Origin of the sequence: Bifidobacterium adolescentis ATCC 15703 (genome assembly GCF_000010425.1) — a bacterium.
GTDB classification, from domain to species: Bacteria; Actinomycetota; Actinomycetes; order Actinomycetales; family Bifidobacteriaceae; genus Bifidobacterium; species Bifidobacterium adolescentis.
The window spans coordinates 1,813,180-1,828,510 of the sequence record NC_008618.1 but is presented as its reverse complement, the minus strand read 5'-3'; the positions used below and the strand labels follow the sequence as shown (position 1 = coordinate 1,828,510).

The 15,331-nt window shown below is 54.6% G+C and carries 14 protein-coding genes and 1 pseudogene; 6 read left to right on the top strand and 9 right to left on the bottom strand.

Going from position 1 to position 15,331, the window contains the following annotated elements:
- Window positions 1-227: 227 nt before the first annotated feature.
- The 4 genes from valS to BAD_RS07625 form a co-directional block, all read right to left on the bottom strand.
- On the bottom strand, window positions 228-2,957 hold the full coding sequence (gene valS, locus BAD_RS07640) for a valine--tRNA ligase (RefSeq protein ID WP_041777419.1): 2,730 nt from the start codon (window positions 2,955-2,957) through the stop codon (window positions 228-230).
- 114 nt (window positions 2,958-3,071) lie between these two features.
- On the bottom strand, window positions 3,072-4,619 hold the full coding sequence (locus tag BAD_RS07635; protein ID WP_011743738.1) for an ABC transporter substrate-binding protein: 1,548 nt from the start codon (window positions 4,617-4,619) through the stop codon (window positions 3,072-3,074).
- Window positions 4,620-4,708: 89 nt separating this feature from the next.
- Window positions 4,709-5,374 carry an endonuclease III gene (gene nth, locus BAD_RS07630; protein WP_011743737.1) on the bottom strand — a complete coding sequence of 222 codons (666 nt, stop codon included), beginning with the start codon at window positions 5,372-5,374 and terminating at the stop codon, window positions 4,709-4,711.
- Window positions 5,375-5,583: 209 nt separating this feature from the next.
- Window positions 5,584-6,342 (bottom strand): winged helix-turn-helix transcriptional regulator, encoded by a 759-nt coding sequence (locus BAD_RS07625; RefSeq protein WP_011743736.1) that lies wholly within the window; start codon window positions 6,340-6,342, stop codon window positions 5,584-5,586.
- Between the two features lie 154 nt (window positions 6,343-6,496).
- Here BAD_RS07625 and BAD_RS07620 point away from each other — a divergent pair, with 154 nt between their 5' ends.
- Window positions 6,497-7,210 carry a hypothetical protein gene (locus BAD_RS07620; RefSeq protein ID WP_041777418.1) on the top strand — a complete coding sequence of 238 codons (714 nt, stop codon included), beginning with the start codon at window positions 6,497-6,499 and terminating at the stop codon, window positions 7,208-7,210.
- A 108-nt stretch (window positions 7,211-7,318) separates the two neighbouring features.
- Here BAD_RS07620 and BAD_RS07615 read toward each other — a convergent pair whose 3' ends face one another.
- The 5 genes and pseudogenes from BAD_RS07615 to BAD_RS07600 all read right to left on the bottom strand — a co-directional run bounded on the left by BAD_RS07615 (window position 7,319) and on the right by BAD_RS07600 (window position 11,452).
- The gene (locus BAD_RS07615; RefSeq protein WP_011743734.1) at window positions 7,319-7,885 is read right to left on the bottom strand and encodes a manganese efflux pump MntP; all 567 of its coding nucleotides are present in this window, start codon (window positions 7,883-7,885) and stop codon (window positions 7,319-7,321) included.
- A gap of 331 nt (window positions 7,886-8,216) precedes the next feature.
- Window positions 8,217-8,705, bottom strand: a complete 489-nt coding sequence (locus tag BAD_RS07610) for an inorganic diphosphatase (RefSeq protein WP_011743733.1) — start codon at window positions 8,703-8,705, stop codon at window positions 8,217-8,219.
- 436 nt (window positions 8,706-9,141) lie between these two features.
- A pseudogene (locus BAD_RS09425) lies at window positions 9,142-9,249 on the bottom strand (hypothetical protein); the annotation flags it as partial.
- 332 nt (window positions 9,250-9,581) lie between these two features.
- Window positions 9,582-10,577 (bottom strand): histidine kinase, encoded by a 996-nt coding sequence (locus BAD_RS07605; protein ID WP_231837058.1) that lies wholly within the window; start codon window positions 10,575-10,577, stop codon window positions 9,582-9,584.
- A gap of 218 nt (window positions 10,578-10,795) precedes the next feature.
- A complete protein-coding gene (locus tag BAD_RS07600) occupies window positions 10,796-11,452 on the bottom strand; it encodes a response regulator transcription factor (protein WP_011743731.1) in 657 nt (218 codons plus the stop codon).
- A 398-nt stretch (window positions 11,453-11,850) separates the two neighbouring features.
- On the opposite strand from BAD_RS07600, the gene BAD_RS08935 reads away from it, so the two are divergent.
- The 5 genes from BAD_RS08935 to BAD_RS07580 all read left to right on the top strand — a co-directional run bounded on the left by BAD_RS08935 (window position 11,851) and on the right by BAD_RS07580 (window position 15,240).
- The gene (locus BAD_RS08935) at window positions 11,851-12,261 is read left to right on the top strand and encodes a hypothetical protein (RefSeq protein ID WP_011743729.1); all 411 of its coding nucleotides are present in this window, start codon (window positions 11,851-11,853) and stop codon (window positions 12,259-12,261) included.
- 271 nt (window positions 12,262-12,532) lie between these two features.
- Window positions 12,533-13,189, top strand: a complete 657-nt coding sequence (locus BAD_RS07595) for a hypothetical protein (protein ID WP_131217048.1) — start codon at window positions 12,533-12,535, stop codon at window positions 13,187-13,189.
- Window positions 13,161-13,871 (top strand): hypothetical protein, encoded by a 711-nt coding sequence (locus BAD_RS07590; RefSeq protein ID WP_143238904.1) that lies wholly within the window; start codon window positions 13,161-13,163, stop codon window positions 13,869-13,871. The genes BAD_RS07595 and BAD_RS07590 overlap by 29 nt, the downstream gene beginning before the upstream one ends.
- Before the next feature lie 53 nt (window positions 13,872-13,924).
- A complete protein-coding gene (locus BAD_RS07585) occupies window positions 13,925-14,536 on the top strand; it encodes a hypothetical protein (protein WP_008783270.1) in 612 nt (203 codons plus the stop codon).
- Window positions 14,537-14,595: 59 nt separating this feature from the next.
- A complete protein-coding gene (locus BAD_RS07580; RefSeq protein ID WP_008783271.1) occupies window positions 14,596-15,240 on the top strand; it encodes an ABC transporter ATP-binding protein in 645 nt (214 codons plus the stop codon).
- Window positions 15,241-15,331: the final 91 nt, after the last annotated feature.

Below are 15,331 nucleotides of genomic sequence, written 5' to 3'. Positions count from 1 at the left end.
AAGGGGATATGATTTCGACCGTTTTGCCTGCGATTTATACCCCTTTTCGCTCACGAAAGCATTTTTCCCGCGATTTTGACTGAATATGAGCAAAAGGGGGCACGGTTGGTTGCAGACAGTGACGGGATATACGAGGGGCCTCTCCTTCATGCAAAGGAAAGGCCCCTCGTATGTGGGTGAAGTGAGCGGCTGCGCTACAAAAGCCGCTGGCGGCTCACCTCAGAGACTCACTTCTTCGGTTTCTTGGCCGGCGGTTCGCCTAGCTCGCTTTCGGCGACCGTCACATCGGCGGCCTCGTCCTCACCCTCGGCGGCAGCCGGTGCGGTGAAGGCGATCGGTCCGGTCACGCGACCAGCTTCGGCGATATCGCCCAGCGCGGCCTCGATGGACCCGCGCACATCGTCGGCAACGGCAAGCGTCACAGACAAGATTGGGGTCTTCATCGAAACCTTGGCCTTCGACTTGATGCCACGCAGCGCGGCCAGAGCCTCACCGGCATGAGCAAGCAGATCGGCGGATGCGTCGCCGGCGGCGGCCGCGTACACGTCGGCCACAGGCCATGCTGCGCGGTGCACGGAGCCTTCGCCCTCATGCATCCAGCTCCACACTTCTTCGGTGGCATACGGCAGGTACGGGGCCAGCAGGCGCGCGAACGCATCAAGACCCAGGCCCAGCGTGGTGCGTGCGGACTTCACCGCGGCCTCGCTCGGCACGTTGCCGGTGGAATCGGCGGTGCCGTAGGCGCGGTTCTTGACCAGCTCGATGTAGTCGTCGCAGAACTGCCAGAAGTAGTTCTCGATGACTTCCAGAGCCTTGGAATGCTCGTAGTTGTTGAGATCGTCGGTGGCTTCGCGGACCACGGCGGCCATCTTGGACATCGCGGAACGGTCGATCGGCTCGGTCACGTCGGCCGGGTTCCATGCGGCGACTGCCGGAGCGCCCACGTGATGGTTCTCGTCCTCACGGCCGATGGCCAGCGCGAACTTGGTGGCGTTGAGCAGCTTGATGGCAAGACGACGGCCGATCTTCATCTGGCCTTCGTCGTACGTGGCGTCCAGGCCCAGACGTGCGGCCGCGGCCCAGTAACGCACCGCGTCGGCGCCGAACTGCTTGATCGGCTTGTCCGGCACGACCACGTTGCCCTTGGACTTCGACATCTTCTTGTGGTCCGGATCGAGGATCCAGCCCGACAGCGTGGTGTTGGACCACGGCAGGCACTTGTTCTCCAAGTGCGCGCGGTCCATGGTGGAGAACAGCCAGGTACGGATGATGTCCTGACCCTGCGGACGCAGGTCCATCGGGAAGGTGGCGTTGAAAATGGCCTGGTTCTCTTCGCCCGGCTCCTCCCAACGGGTCACGATCTGCGGGGTGAGCGACGAAGTCGCCCAGGTGTCCATGATGTCCGGCTCGGCGGTGAAGCCACCCGGCACGTCACGCTGATCCTCGGTGTAGCCTTCCGGCACATCGTCGGTCGGGTCGATCGGCAGACGGTCCTCGCTCGGGGTGATCGGATGGTCGTAATCGGCGGTGCCATCCTCCTTCACCGGGTACCACAGCGGGAACGGAACGCCGAAGAAGCGCTGACGGGAGATCAGCCAATCGCCGTTGAGGCCGTGCACCCAATTCTCGTAACGCACGCGCATGAAGTCCGGGTGGAAGTTCAGTTCCTTGCCGCGTGCGATGAGCTCGGCGTTCAGCTTCTCGTCGGTGCCGCCGTTCTTCAGGTACCACTGGCGGGAGGTGACGATTTCGAGCGGCTTGTCGCCCTTCTCGTAGAAGTTCGTCATACGCTTGGTCGGGGTCGGCTCGCCGTCCAGATCGCCGGCAGCGCGCAGCTCGTCGACGATGACCTTACGTGCGGAGAACGTGGTCTTGCCCGCGGTCTCCTGGAAGATACGCTTGCCTTCCTCGGATTCGATCCAATCCGGGGTGTCCATGACGATGCGGCCGTTGCGCTGGATGATGGAACGCAGCGGCAGGTTCAGATCGCGCCACCATTCGACGTCGGTGACGTCGCCGAACGTACAGCACATGGCGATGCCGGCGCCCTTGTCCATTTCCGCCGCCTTATGCGCCAGAATCGGCACCTTCACGTGGAACAGCGGGGAGTAGACGTACTGGCCGAAATACTGCTTGTAACGCTCGTCGTCCGGGTGCGCGATCAGCGCGCCGCAGGCGGCCAGCAGTTCCGGACGGGTGGTCTCGATATAGATCGGGGTGCCGTCTTCGAAACGGAACGCCACCTTGTGGTAGAAGCCCGGATATTCGCGCGATTCCAGTTCGGCCTGGGCCACTGCGGTCTGGAACGTCACGTCCCACAGACCCGGAGCGTCCTTCTGATACGCTTCGCCACGGGCCAGGTTGCGCAGGAACGCCTTCTGGGCCACGCGCTGCGGATGCTTGCCGATGGTGTGGTAGGTCTGCGACCAGTCGATGGACAGGCCGAGGGAGCGCCACAGCGCCTCGAACTGCTTCTCGTCCTGGGCGGTGAGCTTCTCGCACAGCTCGATGAAGTTCTTACGGGAGATCGGCACCTGGTCCTTGGCGTCGATCTTCTTGCCGTCCGTACCCTCGAACGGCGGCACGAAATTCGGATCGTACTTCAGGGACGTATCCACGCGCACGCCGTAATAGTTCTGCACACGGCGTTCGGTCGGCAGGCCGTTGTCGTCCCAGCCCATCGGGTAGAACACGTCGTAGCCGTTCATGCGCTTGAAACGTGCGATCACATCGGTGTGCGTGTAGGAGAACACGTGGCCGACGTGCAGGTGGCCCGAAACGGTGGGCGGCGGGGTATCGATGGAATAAACGGCCTTACGGTCGCGGGTGCCCTGGAACTTGTAGACTCCGCTCTCGTCCCAGACTCCGCGCCACTTGTCTTCGAGACCGTCCACGCCGACCTTGTCGGGCAGCGGCGTGAGGTTCGCGTTGATGGTGTTATCTTGGCTTTCAGTCATAGTCGCTAGTCTAGAAAGCGAATGTGACAACTGCCGTCGTATCAGCGCCTATCGAACCGAATGCCGGAATCGCAGGCAAATCGCGGAAAATCCACATAAAAAACCGTGGAAAAATCAGTGCAGCGTCAATCTGTTCAACGGCAGCAGACGATCGGTCAGATTCTTCGGATACCCCTGCAGCCCATCGGAAACGGCAAGGAAGTTCTTGCGCGTGTACAGCCAGTCGCTGGCCGCGTTTTCGCTGACGGCGCGCGCGTAATCGCGCATGCGGGCCTGATAATCGTTGTCGTTGGTCGCGGCCATGGCATTGGCGTAAGCCTGCTGCGCGTCGCCGTTCTCGAAATGGAACACGGACTGGCCGTTGTCGAAGACGCTTGCGTCACCTTCGTCGCTCATGGTGGTCAGCGCGATGTTATAGGTGCCGGCGTTCATGCGTTCCGTCACGTCCGCGGCGGAATCGAGCACTTCCAGATTGGTGTTGATATTGAGGTTTTCGATGGCGGTTTTCACGTCGTTGCCGATGCTTTCGTATTCCTTCGGCACCAGAATGTCGATTGGCGCGATGTAGTTCACTCCGAAATACGTGCGCATCCGTTGCCCCTGTTCAAGGTTGTAGGGGTACAGGCCGCTCAGGTCCTCATACCCGTCTTCCAGCGGGCTGATCGGCCCTCCCAGCGGCGCGTACGCGTCGGGCGCGTTCTTGGCGATGGTCTTCGCATCGATGGCGTATCGCGTCATCTTGCGGATCTGCTCGTCGGAGAAGGGGCTGTTGTTGTCGTTGTTGAACGCGAGCATCACCTTGTCGAAGCTGATGCCGCTGTCCGCGGTAATACCGTTGGTTTTGCCCAGTTCCGAGGCGGTTGAAGCGCTCAGCGGCAGCGCCATGCTGATTTTGCCGGCTTTCATGGCATCGGCCATGGATTCCTCGTTGGCGTAGTAGTAGAGCGTCACTTGCGATGATGCGGCTTTTTTGCCCCAATACGAGTCGTTGCGTTGCAGCACGATTTGCGATTGGTCCGCGGTTGACACGGTGAATGGTCCCGATCCGACCGCTGATTTCGCATAGTTGGTTTTGCTTTCCGCGTCGTACACGATGCCTGCACGGCCGGCCAGCGCGCGCAACAGCCGCGGATTCGGCTTGGCGAGCGTGATGACCACCGTATTCGCATTGGGATTGGTGATTTCCTTCAGATCACCAAGCTGGTCGGCTCCCACGTAATGGTTGTTGACGGCGTTCTGCAGCGACCAGACCACGTCGGACGAGTCGAGTTTGTGCCCATTGGCGAACGTCATGCCGCCGTTCAACGTGAACGTGTACGTGAGACCGTCGTCGGAAGCCTGCCAGGAGCTGGCGATTCCCGGCTGCAGCTTGTTGGTTTCGCTACGTGACACCAGCGTTTCGTATACGTTGCCGAGCAGCGCTTGCTCCACGGCGGTGCCTTGTTCGGTGCGGATGTCAAGCGATTTCGGCGCGTCGCCTTCGATACCGACGGTCACCGACGAGTCGGAGACGAGCGTGTCGAAGGATGTGATGGGATTCTTGCGGCCTGTCAGCGACAGTCCCAGCCACAGCAGCACACTGAGCACGATCGCGACGCCGAAGAAGATCAGCCAGCGCGTCGCCTCGGCTTTCAGATTACGTTTCCGCCCGTTTTCATCCATGCACCCGAGTCTAGTTGACGCGTGCTACACGCCCGATGGCCGGGTGCGATTCGACGGAGTGCCGGCGTGGCGGCTGGCATGCGTCGGAATCACGCGGCGAACGCGCCCGGACACGTGTCGTTGAGGGGGCAGTCGGCGCAATCCGGTTTTCGCGCATGGCAGATGGCACGGCCATGCAATATCAAACGGTGAGACAGATCGGTCCATTCTTCGGGAGGGAAGCAGGCGGTGACCTCACGTTCGATGGCCACCGGGTCAGGGGAGGGGCTCGCCCAGTCGGACCGCCACCGCAATCGCCCAGTCACACGAATCACATGCGTGTCCACAGGAAAACCGGGCACGCCGAACGCGTTGCCCAACACCACGTTCGCGGTTTTGCGGCCCACGCCCGGCAGGCTGACCAGCGAAGCCATATCGGCCGGCACCTCGCCCCCGAATCGCACGCACAACTCATGCGACAGCCCGATGATATTGCGCGCTTTCGTACGGAAGAAGCCGATGGTGCGGATGATGTCCTCGACGTGCTCGGGATTCGCGGCGGCAAGCTCCGCCGGACCGGGATATTCGCCGAACAGTTCCGGCGTGACCATGTTCACGCGCTTGTCGGTGGTCTGCGCGCTCAACACCGTAGCCACCAGCAGTTCGAAAGGAGAATTGAAGTTCAACGCGCATTTCGGATCGGGAATCTCCACGCACAACTGCTCGTATTCCTGATGCATGCGCGCGATCCGCGCCTTCTTCGATTCCCGAGGCATGCCTCCCAGCCTACCCCTCGCATGCGGACGAACGCGGGAAACCTGCGGAAACGTCGCAATCGGCAAAAACAGCGAAAATCCATCGAAAAAACGACAGAAAATCAGCAAAAAACAACAGGAAATCAGCAAAAAACAACAGGAAATCAGCGAAAGGCCAACGAAAACAAACGAAACCCGTCGAACATCAACGGAATGATCGCAAGAAAAAGTCAGCTTTCGCCGGACTCGCCGTGAGCCGCATCCTTGGCCGCGGCCTCATGCTCATCCTCTTCCGGCGGATCGAAACGATAGCCGACGTTGCGCACGGTGCCGATGAGATGCTCGTACTCGCCGCCCAGCTTGGCGCGCAGACGACGGATATGCACGTCCACAGTGCGGGTGCCGCCGTAATAGTCGTAGCCCCACACCTCCTGCAGCAGCTGCGCGCGCGTGAACACGCGGCCCGGATGCTGCACCAGATACTTGAGCAGCTCGAACTCCTTGTACGCCAAGTCGATCGGATGGCCGTGCAGACTGGCCGTATAGCCATTCGTATCCACCACCAAATCGCCGGAACGGATCAGACCATCCTCGTTCTGCACGCCCTGCTCGCCCGAACCGGACGCCGCGTTGACCGGCGCGTTGCCACGTTCGGAAACCAGGCGCAAACGCCCCTCCACCTCGGCGGGGGACGCCGTAGCCACCACCACATCGGCAATGCCCCACTGCGAATTGACCACGGTGAAGCCGCCCTCGGTGAGAATGAGCACGATCGGCGTGGACAGTCCCGACGCGTGAATCAGACGGCACAGCGTTTTGGCGGTGGCCAGGTCGTCACGCGCATCAAGAAACAGAATGGTGTTCTCCGGCATTTTCACCAGGCTGGCCGCATCCATCGGCAACACGCGCACGCGGTGGGAAAGCAGCGCCAACGAGGGGAGAACGGTAGCTGGATCGCTAGCGAACGTCATAAGCGTAAGATCCGTCACGTCAGCTCCCTTTTGTTCTAAACTGATGCCGCGATTGTACACGCAAAATGTATTATCGGCGTTTCATCGATTGTAACTGAAGTATGTGGACACATACGGCTACATTTATTCATATTGCATACGTATTGACCACAATATAAAAAGGGGGTCCGAGATGACCGCTCCGCAGGCCGTTTCCCAGCAAAACCCGTCGAAGGTCGCTTTCGGCAAAGTATTGGCGATCCAGATCGTCGCGTACGTGGTATTGGTGGCGCTCGCGCTCGTTCCCGGCATCGCATACGGCGATTCCGCCAATCCCGCCGTGGTGCCGTTCATCATCATCGGATCGCTGGCGATGATCGCGCTGCTGGTAGTGTTCAGCCCGTTCCGCGACGGCACCGCCGGACACGTGATCGCCGTCATCGCCGGCCTGCTGTCGGTGGTGTGCGCCACGACGATGACGCTCGGACGGGCGATTTTCGCCGCCGACGCGACCGGCGGCAAGGACTTCTCCATGGAGGACGGCTGGATCGCCGGCGTCGGCGGCCTGCTGATCCTGCTGATCGTGATCTCCTTCGGACGCCAGATGGCCCGCGAAAACCGCACGCACCTCATCCGCTCGCTGTCGCACAGCGTGGTCGAAGGCGTTGCGATGATCGCCAGCGCAGGCTGGTGCTTCCTGCCGACGGTACTGAAGGCGATCGGCACGGTCGCGTTCGTCGTGGCGCTGCTGGTGATCGTGGCGCTCGCCGTCTGCTCGTACTTCTGGCATCGCGACGCCGACCCCGAACCGACCGCGCGCGATCCGTGGATCGGCATCGCGATACTGCCGGTCATGATCGCCGGTGCCGTGGTAGGCATCGCCGCGCTCGCCGTCGTGACGTTCTGACGATTTGGCGGTTGCGTAATCGCCATAATTCACGTATTTAAAAAGCCCGTAATCATTGCGATTGCGGGCTTTTCCGTTGCGCTGCGTGCGCTGCTGTGGGCTGTAGCGTCAGCCGAGGAAGCCGAGATGTTCGAACAGCACTTTCAGGCCGATGAGGATCAGCACGACGCCGCCTGCGATCTGCGCCGGCTTCTGCCAACGCGAGCCGAACACGCGGCCGATATACAGGCCGGCGGCGGAGAACAGGCCGGTGGTGATGCCGATGATGACCACCGACAGCCAGATGTTGAGCGTCATGAAAGCGAAGCTCACGCCGACCGCGACTGCGTCGATGCTGCAGGCCACGGCGAGCGGCAGCATGTGCTTCCAATCGAATTCAGGGGTTTCCTTGGCGTTCTCCTCGTCCTCTTCGAACGCCTCGCGTACCATATTGCCGCCGATTAGGGCGAGCAGGCCGAAAATGATCCAATGGTCCACGGCGGTCACGTATTTGCTGAACGTGCTGGCCGCGAAATAGCCCAGCAGCGGGAACAGCGCCTGGAATCCGCCGAACCACAGGGCGGTTTTGAGCGCGTCCAGACCGCGCAGCTTCTTGACGGTCAGGCCTTTGCCGATGGAGACGGCGAACGTGTCCATGGACACGGACACGCCAATAAGCAGAATCTGAATGAGCATAGCTGGTGAAAAGGTTCATCCCGCCGGTCTCCCCACGGGATGGGCCTCGACGGATTGCGTTCCGCCTACGCCTAGGAGTACCGACACAGAACTGCCGCACGCGGATCGATGGTGTCCCGCAGGCTTTGAATTCAGCGAATACTGTTCGCATGCCGTAAATTACAAGCCACCACTATAACGCACAAGCCGCCCTTGAAACAAGAGCGGCTTGTTATCGTCTATCGTCGAGTCGGAATTATTTCGACTCACTTCTCGCTTCCGCATGCTGCGCATGCGGCTTCGCCGCATAGCTGCTCACTTCGGCTACTGACAGCGCACCGCGCTGTCAGCTTCACGCCTCAGCGAGGCGCTTGCGGGCTGCGACGATTTCCTCCTCGGCCTTAGCGGCACCGGTCCAGTAGTCGCCCGGCTTGACTTCCTTGCCCGGCTCCAGAGCCTTGTACTGCTCGAAGAAGTGCTTGATTTCAGCCTTGTGGTACTCGGACACGTCGTCGACGTCCTTGATGTCGTCGAAGCGGACGTCGGCCGGCACGCACAGCACCTTGTCGTCTCCACCGGCCTCGTCGACCATGTGATACAGGCCGACGGCGCGGCACTCAACCACGCAGCCCGGGAACACGGAGTTCGGAATCATGACCAGGGCATCGAGCGGATCGCCGTCCTCGCCCAGGGTACCGTCGATGTAGCCGTAGTCATCCGGGTAGCCCATGGAGGTGAACAGGGTACGGTCCAGGAACACGCGACCGGTCTCGTGATCCACTTCGTACTTGTTCTTGGAACCGCGCGGGATCTCCACCACGACGTTGAAGGTTTCTGCCATTGTTTTCTCCTTGATCGAATGATCAGCAGTAGTTCGTTACTTAGAATACCCGCTTTCGCGCCATATCGGCACCATTTTCCGGATACCTATATGAATGGTGCTCAGTGCTGGGGAGATAAGGCGTGATGCGCTCGCTGGTCAACATCTTTTTGGCCGATTGTGATTGACTATCCTGCCTTGGAACGTTGGAAGAACAATTCCGTAGGTGGTTTTGCTCTTCCGTAGGTGGTTGGCTCTGGTATCCCTGCGGCAAAAAGGCTTGATTTCAGCCATTCTGTTTGCGTGGATTGACCGGAGAGCACCTACGGAATCAAAAAACCACCTACGGAATGCACAAAGCCGGGTTGAAAACGTGAGAAACGTCTTCAACCCGCCCTTGATCTATGTGTTTTGCGCTGGCTGGGTGCTAGGCAGAGTGCCTAGCATCCAAACTCACTCAGTCCTCGACCACCGTCAGCACGTGCGCCACGTCGGCCCACGGTGCCAGTGAGACGTAGTTGTCCCAGCCCCAATCGAACTCGCGTCCGGTCAGTTCGTCACGCACCTAGGTGCGGACTGGCAAGGAACTGTTGCCGATTTGTTATTTCAGGAGATAGCAGAGCAGCCCGTATCATGAAAGTGCATTTTCGACGTTTTGATAAGTCTTTTGCCTTCATCGGAAAAATAAGGCGCGAGCGGGGTTGATAGACATGATGCAATTACCATAAGCTTATGGTAGAAAACTCCGTAATCTTACAAACGTTGAAACTAAGCCTGAGTGATTAGGTGAGCGATTGTAGTCATTGCGGTATCACGGTATGCTGTAAGACCGTCCTGCGGATATTCCGCCATCGTTGGGCGGGTATATAGTGCGTCGTCGGTTGGCAAGGTGGTTGCTCAATCCAACCGAATTCGCATTCGTCCAGCTGAATGGTGGCCATCGGTGTGGTCGGTGTCCATTAAAGGTATGGCGGCTTCCAGCGTCCACTGGTCATCGGAGGCGGAGGCGGATAATTCGCCGTCTAATGCCGCGAGTCGTGTTTGATATGAGCGTATGCCTGTGCCATTGCCAAATTGATTGTTGGTGGCATTGTCTTGCGGATGCTTTGAGGTGCTGTTCTTTAAAAGAGGCGTATCGCTGGCGCTGATATGTAATGTGCTGGCGTTGACATACGCAGTGATGACATAGCCATGTGAGGGATCCGCATGTTTGAGTATATTGCCGAAGATTTCTTTGATGAGTTGCTTGATGATAATGCTTTTGCCAGGTGTTGTTGTCAGGTTGTCGGATCCGTCCGCTGCAATAATGCCGTCGAAACCAGCCTTGGCGAGTTTCATACGTTCTTGTTCTAGCAGTTCGATGATGTTGATTGTGGTGATATCGATTTCGGATGTGGAGCAACTGCCATCGTCTTTGCGGAGTGTGGTTATGGCGGTCCTTGAACAACTCAATGCCTCTATGAGACTATCTCTGATGTCAAGTAATGCCATGTTTTCTGCGATCTCAGGGTTTCTCTGACTGTTTGGATTTTCATTCTTTAAAAGGTTTATTTGGTGGATTGCGTAGGTAAGATCGTTGCATACGATGTCGTGCAGCTCTTCTGCGATTTCTTCCTTCCATTTGTGGATGGTCAGTTGATTGATGGCGCGTTTTTGATTCTGATGGAGACGAATGGCGCACCCGATTATGGCTAGGGTCAAGAACGTAGTATCGAACATGACGAGTGCGCTCTTGTCTGTATGAGGTTGGAAAAATAAGATGCTTGTGGCGAACAAGAGGATGCTGATTGCTGAAGGGATATTGATATATCCGAGAATTACCGTGGCGGACAGTCCCGCGAATACAAAGGAGTAGGGCAGTACTGGTTTTATGCTAACTGCAGTAATCCACAATATGATGATTATTATTGATCCTGTATAGGGGAATTGAATAAAAAGAACGATTGAGCATAGTTCTATGCAGATAAAAACAATGGAAAATACTGTAAATTGATGATAGTATCCACTGATAAGTTCTAGAGAATACAATAGAAACAATGGAAAAGCTATGTATAAAGATAATTTTTTTGGCAAGCTACGATTCATGTCGTAGCATAATTCTTTGATTGATTTTATAAAATGTCGTATTTTTTGCATAGTCGAATTATCTCTGATCTATTCTTTGTGCCTATTTTTTTCGAGACTCTGTGAATGTAAGAAAATACGGTATTGGAAGAAATGCCAAGTTGCGAAGCAATTTCTGAAGTATTGTTATTTTGCGTGTAAAGGCGAAGCACTTGAAGTTCTCGCGGGCTGAGCTGCTTGATCTGAGAGAATGAAGAAGGTTGTTCTGCCAGTATGTCATGCGCTTGTTTCGCGGTTGGGAACGAATTTGGTTCAGCGGATTTGCCTTGTGCCACGATGGGCAGTACTTTATTGCAGACATGTGCCAAGTTTTCTTTGGCGATAAGAGCTTGACCGCCGGCAAGCGCTAAATCAGTCTTGTACCGTTCAGGATCATATGCAGTGATGCCGATGATGCCGATGTCGGCGGTTCGTTTTCGTATCTGAGTGCATACGGATATGCCAGTAGCATCGTTCAACGCCATGTCAAGCAAGAGAACATTTGGCTTGTCGTTGGTGTATATACATCGATGGATCGCTTCTGCCGCAGAAGTGGTTTGCCAGATGACATGATACAAAGGTGAGCTGCCGTCAATCCACCGCGCGATTGCCCGTAAGCTCCATGAGTCATTGTCCAGAACGGCGATGGAAATACCTTCAGTCATATAACGTGAGTGTAGTCGTGGGCCAATTGATCCATAGTGCCATGTGATGAAAATCTTTACATTGCCTTGTTTTGCTATTGCGGAAACAGATTAAAACTTTAAGTGGATTCAACACAATTATGAGAAAAGATATATAGATGAGAGAGATCGCATTAGGAATGATGGCTGTGATGTTGATGGGAGGGAATGTCGACAATGTTTCCGTGTTCAACAGTTGGGATGGGCGAATGTCATATTTGTCTGTTTCTAGAGTTGTGAATTGCCCATCTGGAATTCCTAAGTGGATCTGTTCTTTGTGGAATGCATAAAGAATTTCATTACATAAGATGAACTGGCTTCCTTGAATTATCTTATTATTGCCTTTGTCTTTATTGACATAGCAGAGAAAGGTTTCAACGATGAAATCACGTATTGCAGGCCGAGTGGTTGCAGTTGCAGCAGCTGTGGCTGCTTCTTGTTGTTTTATAACACCGGCGTTTGCTGGGAATGTAGGAAAAACATCATGGAGCGCATATCTTACAGGTTGGAATACGGCAGATACGCCAAATCGTCAAAAACAAGATGCTTCAAATGGCTATATTAAAGCTGATCATGTGTCTGGTGATCGGACGATACGTGCGTGGATGCTTGGGTATGCAAATGAAGATGTGGAATCCGGCGTTGTAACTCTTACTTCAGGCCAAGAGGGTTGGGTCACCAACCAAGTATATAAGAATTTCGGTAAGAAACAGGTCCATATGCGTTTGCAAGCGGCGCATGCGTACTCTGGTGCAACGGAAACATCGGGTAAATGGAGCCCCGATAACTGAGCATGGTTGTGTGGCGTAGAAGATTGCTCTTCTACGCCACGCTGTTTGGATTCGGGAAGACGAAGGGGTCTTGATGGATTGGCGGTTGATGAGAAATCAGTTGGTTGGGCAACTGCGAAGTGCCCGGATGATTGGTGTAATCGTCATATCCTGTATGTTGGTCGCTGTCCAATATCTAACCACGTATAGGGCGAGTTATGTCACTCCCTCGAGCGAATCTACATTGCTACGGGATGTGATGCTATTCAGTCAATACGGGACAGGCGGTGGCATGTATCTGCTGTTGCTGCCTTTCCTATCTGCTCTCTTAGGAGGTAGCGTCGTATCGTTGGAACGGCACGCCGGGCGGCTCCCCATGGTCGTGATTCGAGAAGGACGAGGACGTTTTGTAACGACTGCGATGTCATCTGGATTCGTACTTGGTGGTGTGGGTGGAATAATGCCGATGATTGCGAATCTATCAATAGCTGCTATGCGCAATCCTCATTTGAATTTTATCGATGGTGTATCGGCGGATGCGCGAGGGCGCGTGTATAGCAGCAAATATATTTTGATTTCTTCTGATTCTTGGATATATCCGTTGTATGAGTTCAATCAGGTGTTATGCATACTATGCGTGGTGTTGTTGATATTTGTGATTGCCGGACTTTTCTCCACGGTGGCCGTTGGCGTGTCCTTTTTCATGCAACGCAAATATACGGAAGTGTTGGTTCCGTTCGTACTGAGTCTTGTATGGTGGATGCTTCCTTCTCTTACGGGGGGTAAGATACCGGACCAGTGGAGCCATGTTATCTTTCTGGACTTTGCTCCAGGTGCAGACCATTCTGTGCGTTGGCAAAATTATGTGGGCATTGTGCTTTCGACGGCGCTCTTACTTGCATTGTCTACCGTACTGGCGTGTGTGGAAAGGTATCGTGATGCTTTGTGATGGTTTTGCTTCCGTACGGTATTCCACCATTGGTATGAGAATCAGTGCCATATTGGTTATGGTGGTGGGATTTGCGTATGGCATTTCATTATTATTCGACCCTCACGATTTCGTATCTGACTACATCGGATTTATGAAGCAGGGAGCTTCGGCCACAGTACTTCCGATTTGTTTGATGGCAATGTGTTTGGGCCGTGTCCGATTTAGGACGTTTGAATTGGTGCGTCGGAATCCCCGTGACGAGCTTGGTGAAAATGTTATATGGCTGAACATGATGTCTTGCATATGCGCCGCATATGGTGGCCTCGTTTTTGCTGTCATGGAATTTGTCATTAAAAGACAATCTGCATCTGTTCTGCATGGGTCTTTGACTGCAATGCTAGTAGTTCAATGCTTGATGATGAATATTTCAATAGGCTTGGTCCAGTTATTGCTGAGCTACATGGGATTAGTCATGGAACATGTCGCCGCGGTGCTGATTGCGCTTTTTGCTATTGCGCAGTGGTTATTGACTCCGTTGGTTGATGGAGCAGCTCGTATGATGTTCTATTTTTGGTACCCGATCAGTCCAGACTGGTCAGATATTGTTATCTGCCAAGTCATTCCATGCTTTGGATTCTGCTCATTGCTCATTATGGCCTGTATCGTGGCGTTCAACTCCAGAGATCGGCTGAAAAACTAATGCATGCTATATGTCGCATCGGACAGGTTTGTGGCCGTAAAAAAGGTCTGCGAATGCTGATATTCGTCATTTACGCCATATTCGCTTCACGCTTTTACTACAGTGCGCAGGATACAGGTATCTTTATGGGGATGTTTCGCATTGCTCCTGCAATGAGTCATCCGGATCTTACCTTGAATATGTATCCGTTGCTGTTTATGGTCGGGGGAATAGCGCTTGCCTTGGAACAGTGCTCTGAATATCTGATGATTCCTGATTATCTGGTGTATGTCAGAAGTCGTCGAGGATGGTCTCATTTTTGTCGATATTGTGCGCTGCTGCTGTGCTACTGTGCCCTGTTCACTGGTGTGCAGTTAATTATCGCGGTAATGATTGTTTCTAGGGATCGGCAGGAATGTCTGTTGATGACTGCGATTTGTGCGGCTTTGACGCTTGCCGTACTGATGCTCATCATCAATATTGGTTATTTGCTGAATTGCCGGGTAATGGGCTATGCCACAGCTGCTGCGCTGTATACTGCCTTGCTTTCGTTAGATGGGGTTCGACGATGGTTGATATCCTCGTGGATTGGCATCCTCCCATGTTGGGTACCTGTTTTGACGGTTCTTTTTTTGGCGCTCGCTATGGTGAATCTCATTGTTTTTGAGCATGTGGAAATGTATTGAGTTCCAGTAAAACAAAGTGTTGATTGCAATATGGCGCAATGCAAAGGAGGAATGACAAAATGTATGTCAAGATCCGTCATCTTACAAAAACCATCAAACGCAAAGTGGTATTGCGTGACGTGAATGCTGAATTCGAACGGGGTAACATCTACGGCATTGTTGGTCCTAATGGGTCAGGAAAAACAATGCTGTTGCGCGCGATTTGCGGTTTTATCCGGCCGGATAATGGTACGGTGAGCATTGATGGTAAACCCGTGGAATTCAATAAGAAATTACCTGAATCCGTAGGAGTAATTATCGAGAATCCTGGATTCATTCCCAGCCAGAGTGCTATGGAGAATCTTCGGTATCTTGCCGACATCAACCACGCCTTTGATCAGGATGAGATCATGCGTTTGCTGGACTTATTTGGTTTACGGAACCACGCGCAAGAACAAGTGCGATCTTACTCTTTGGGTATGCGGCAAAAGCTGGCGATTGTGCAGGCATTGATGGAACATCAACCTTTGATTTTGCTCGATGAACCGACTAATGGCCTTGATGAGCATTCTGTCTCGGTGTTTCTGGAGGAGATGAAGCGTCAGCGTGATATGGGTCGAACCGTATTGATTGCCAGTCATCATAGCGATGAGCTGTCTCAAATCGCGGATCATCTATACCTTATGTCAGACGGGGTGCTGTCTTCCTCTGATGCCGATTGCTGATAGAGCCACGGAGCTATCAATAGCGAGGTGCATGTGAAGCGCGGGTGAGCCATTTGAATGGTCTGCCCGCGCTCCTTGTTAAAGTCGGCTG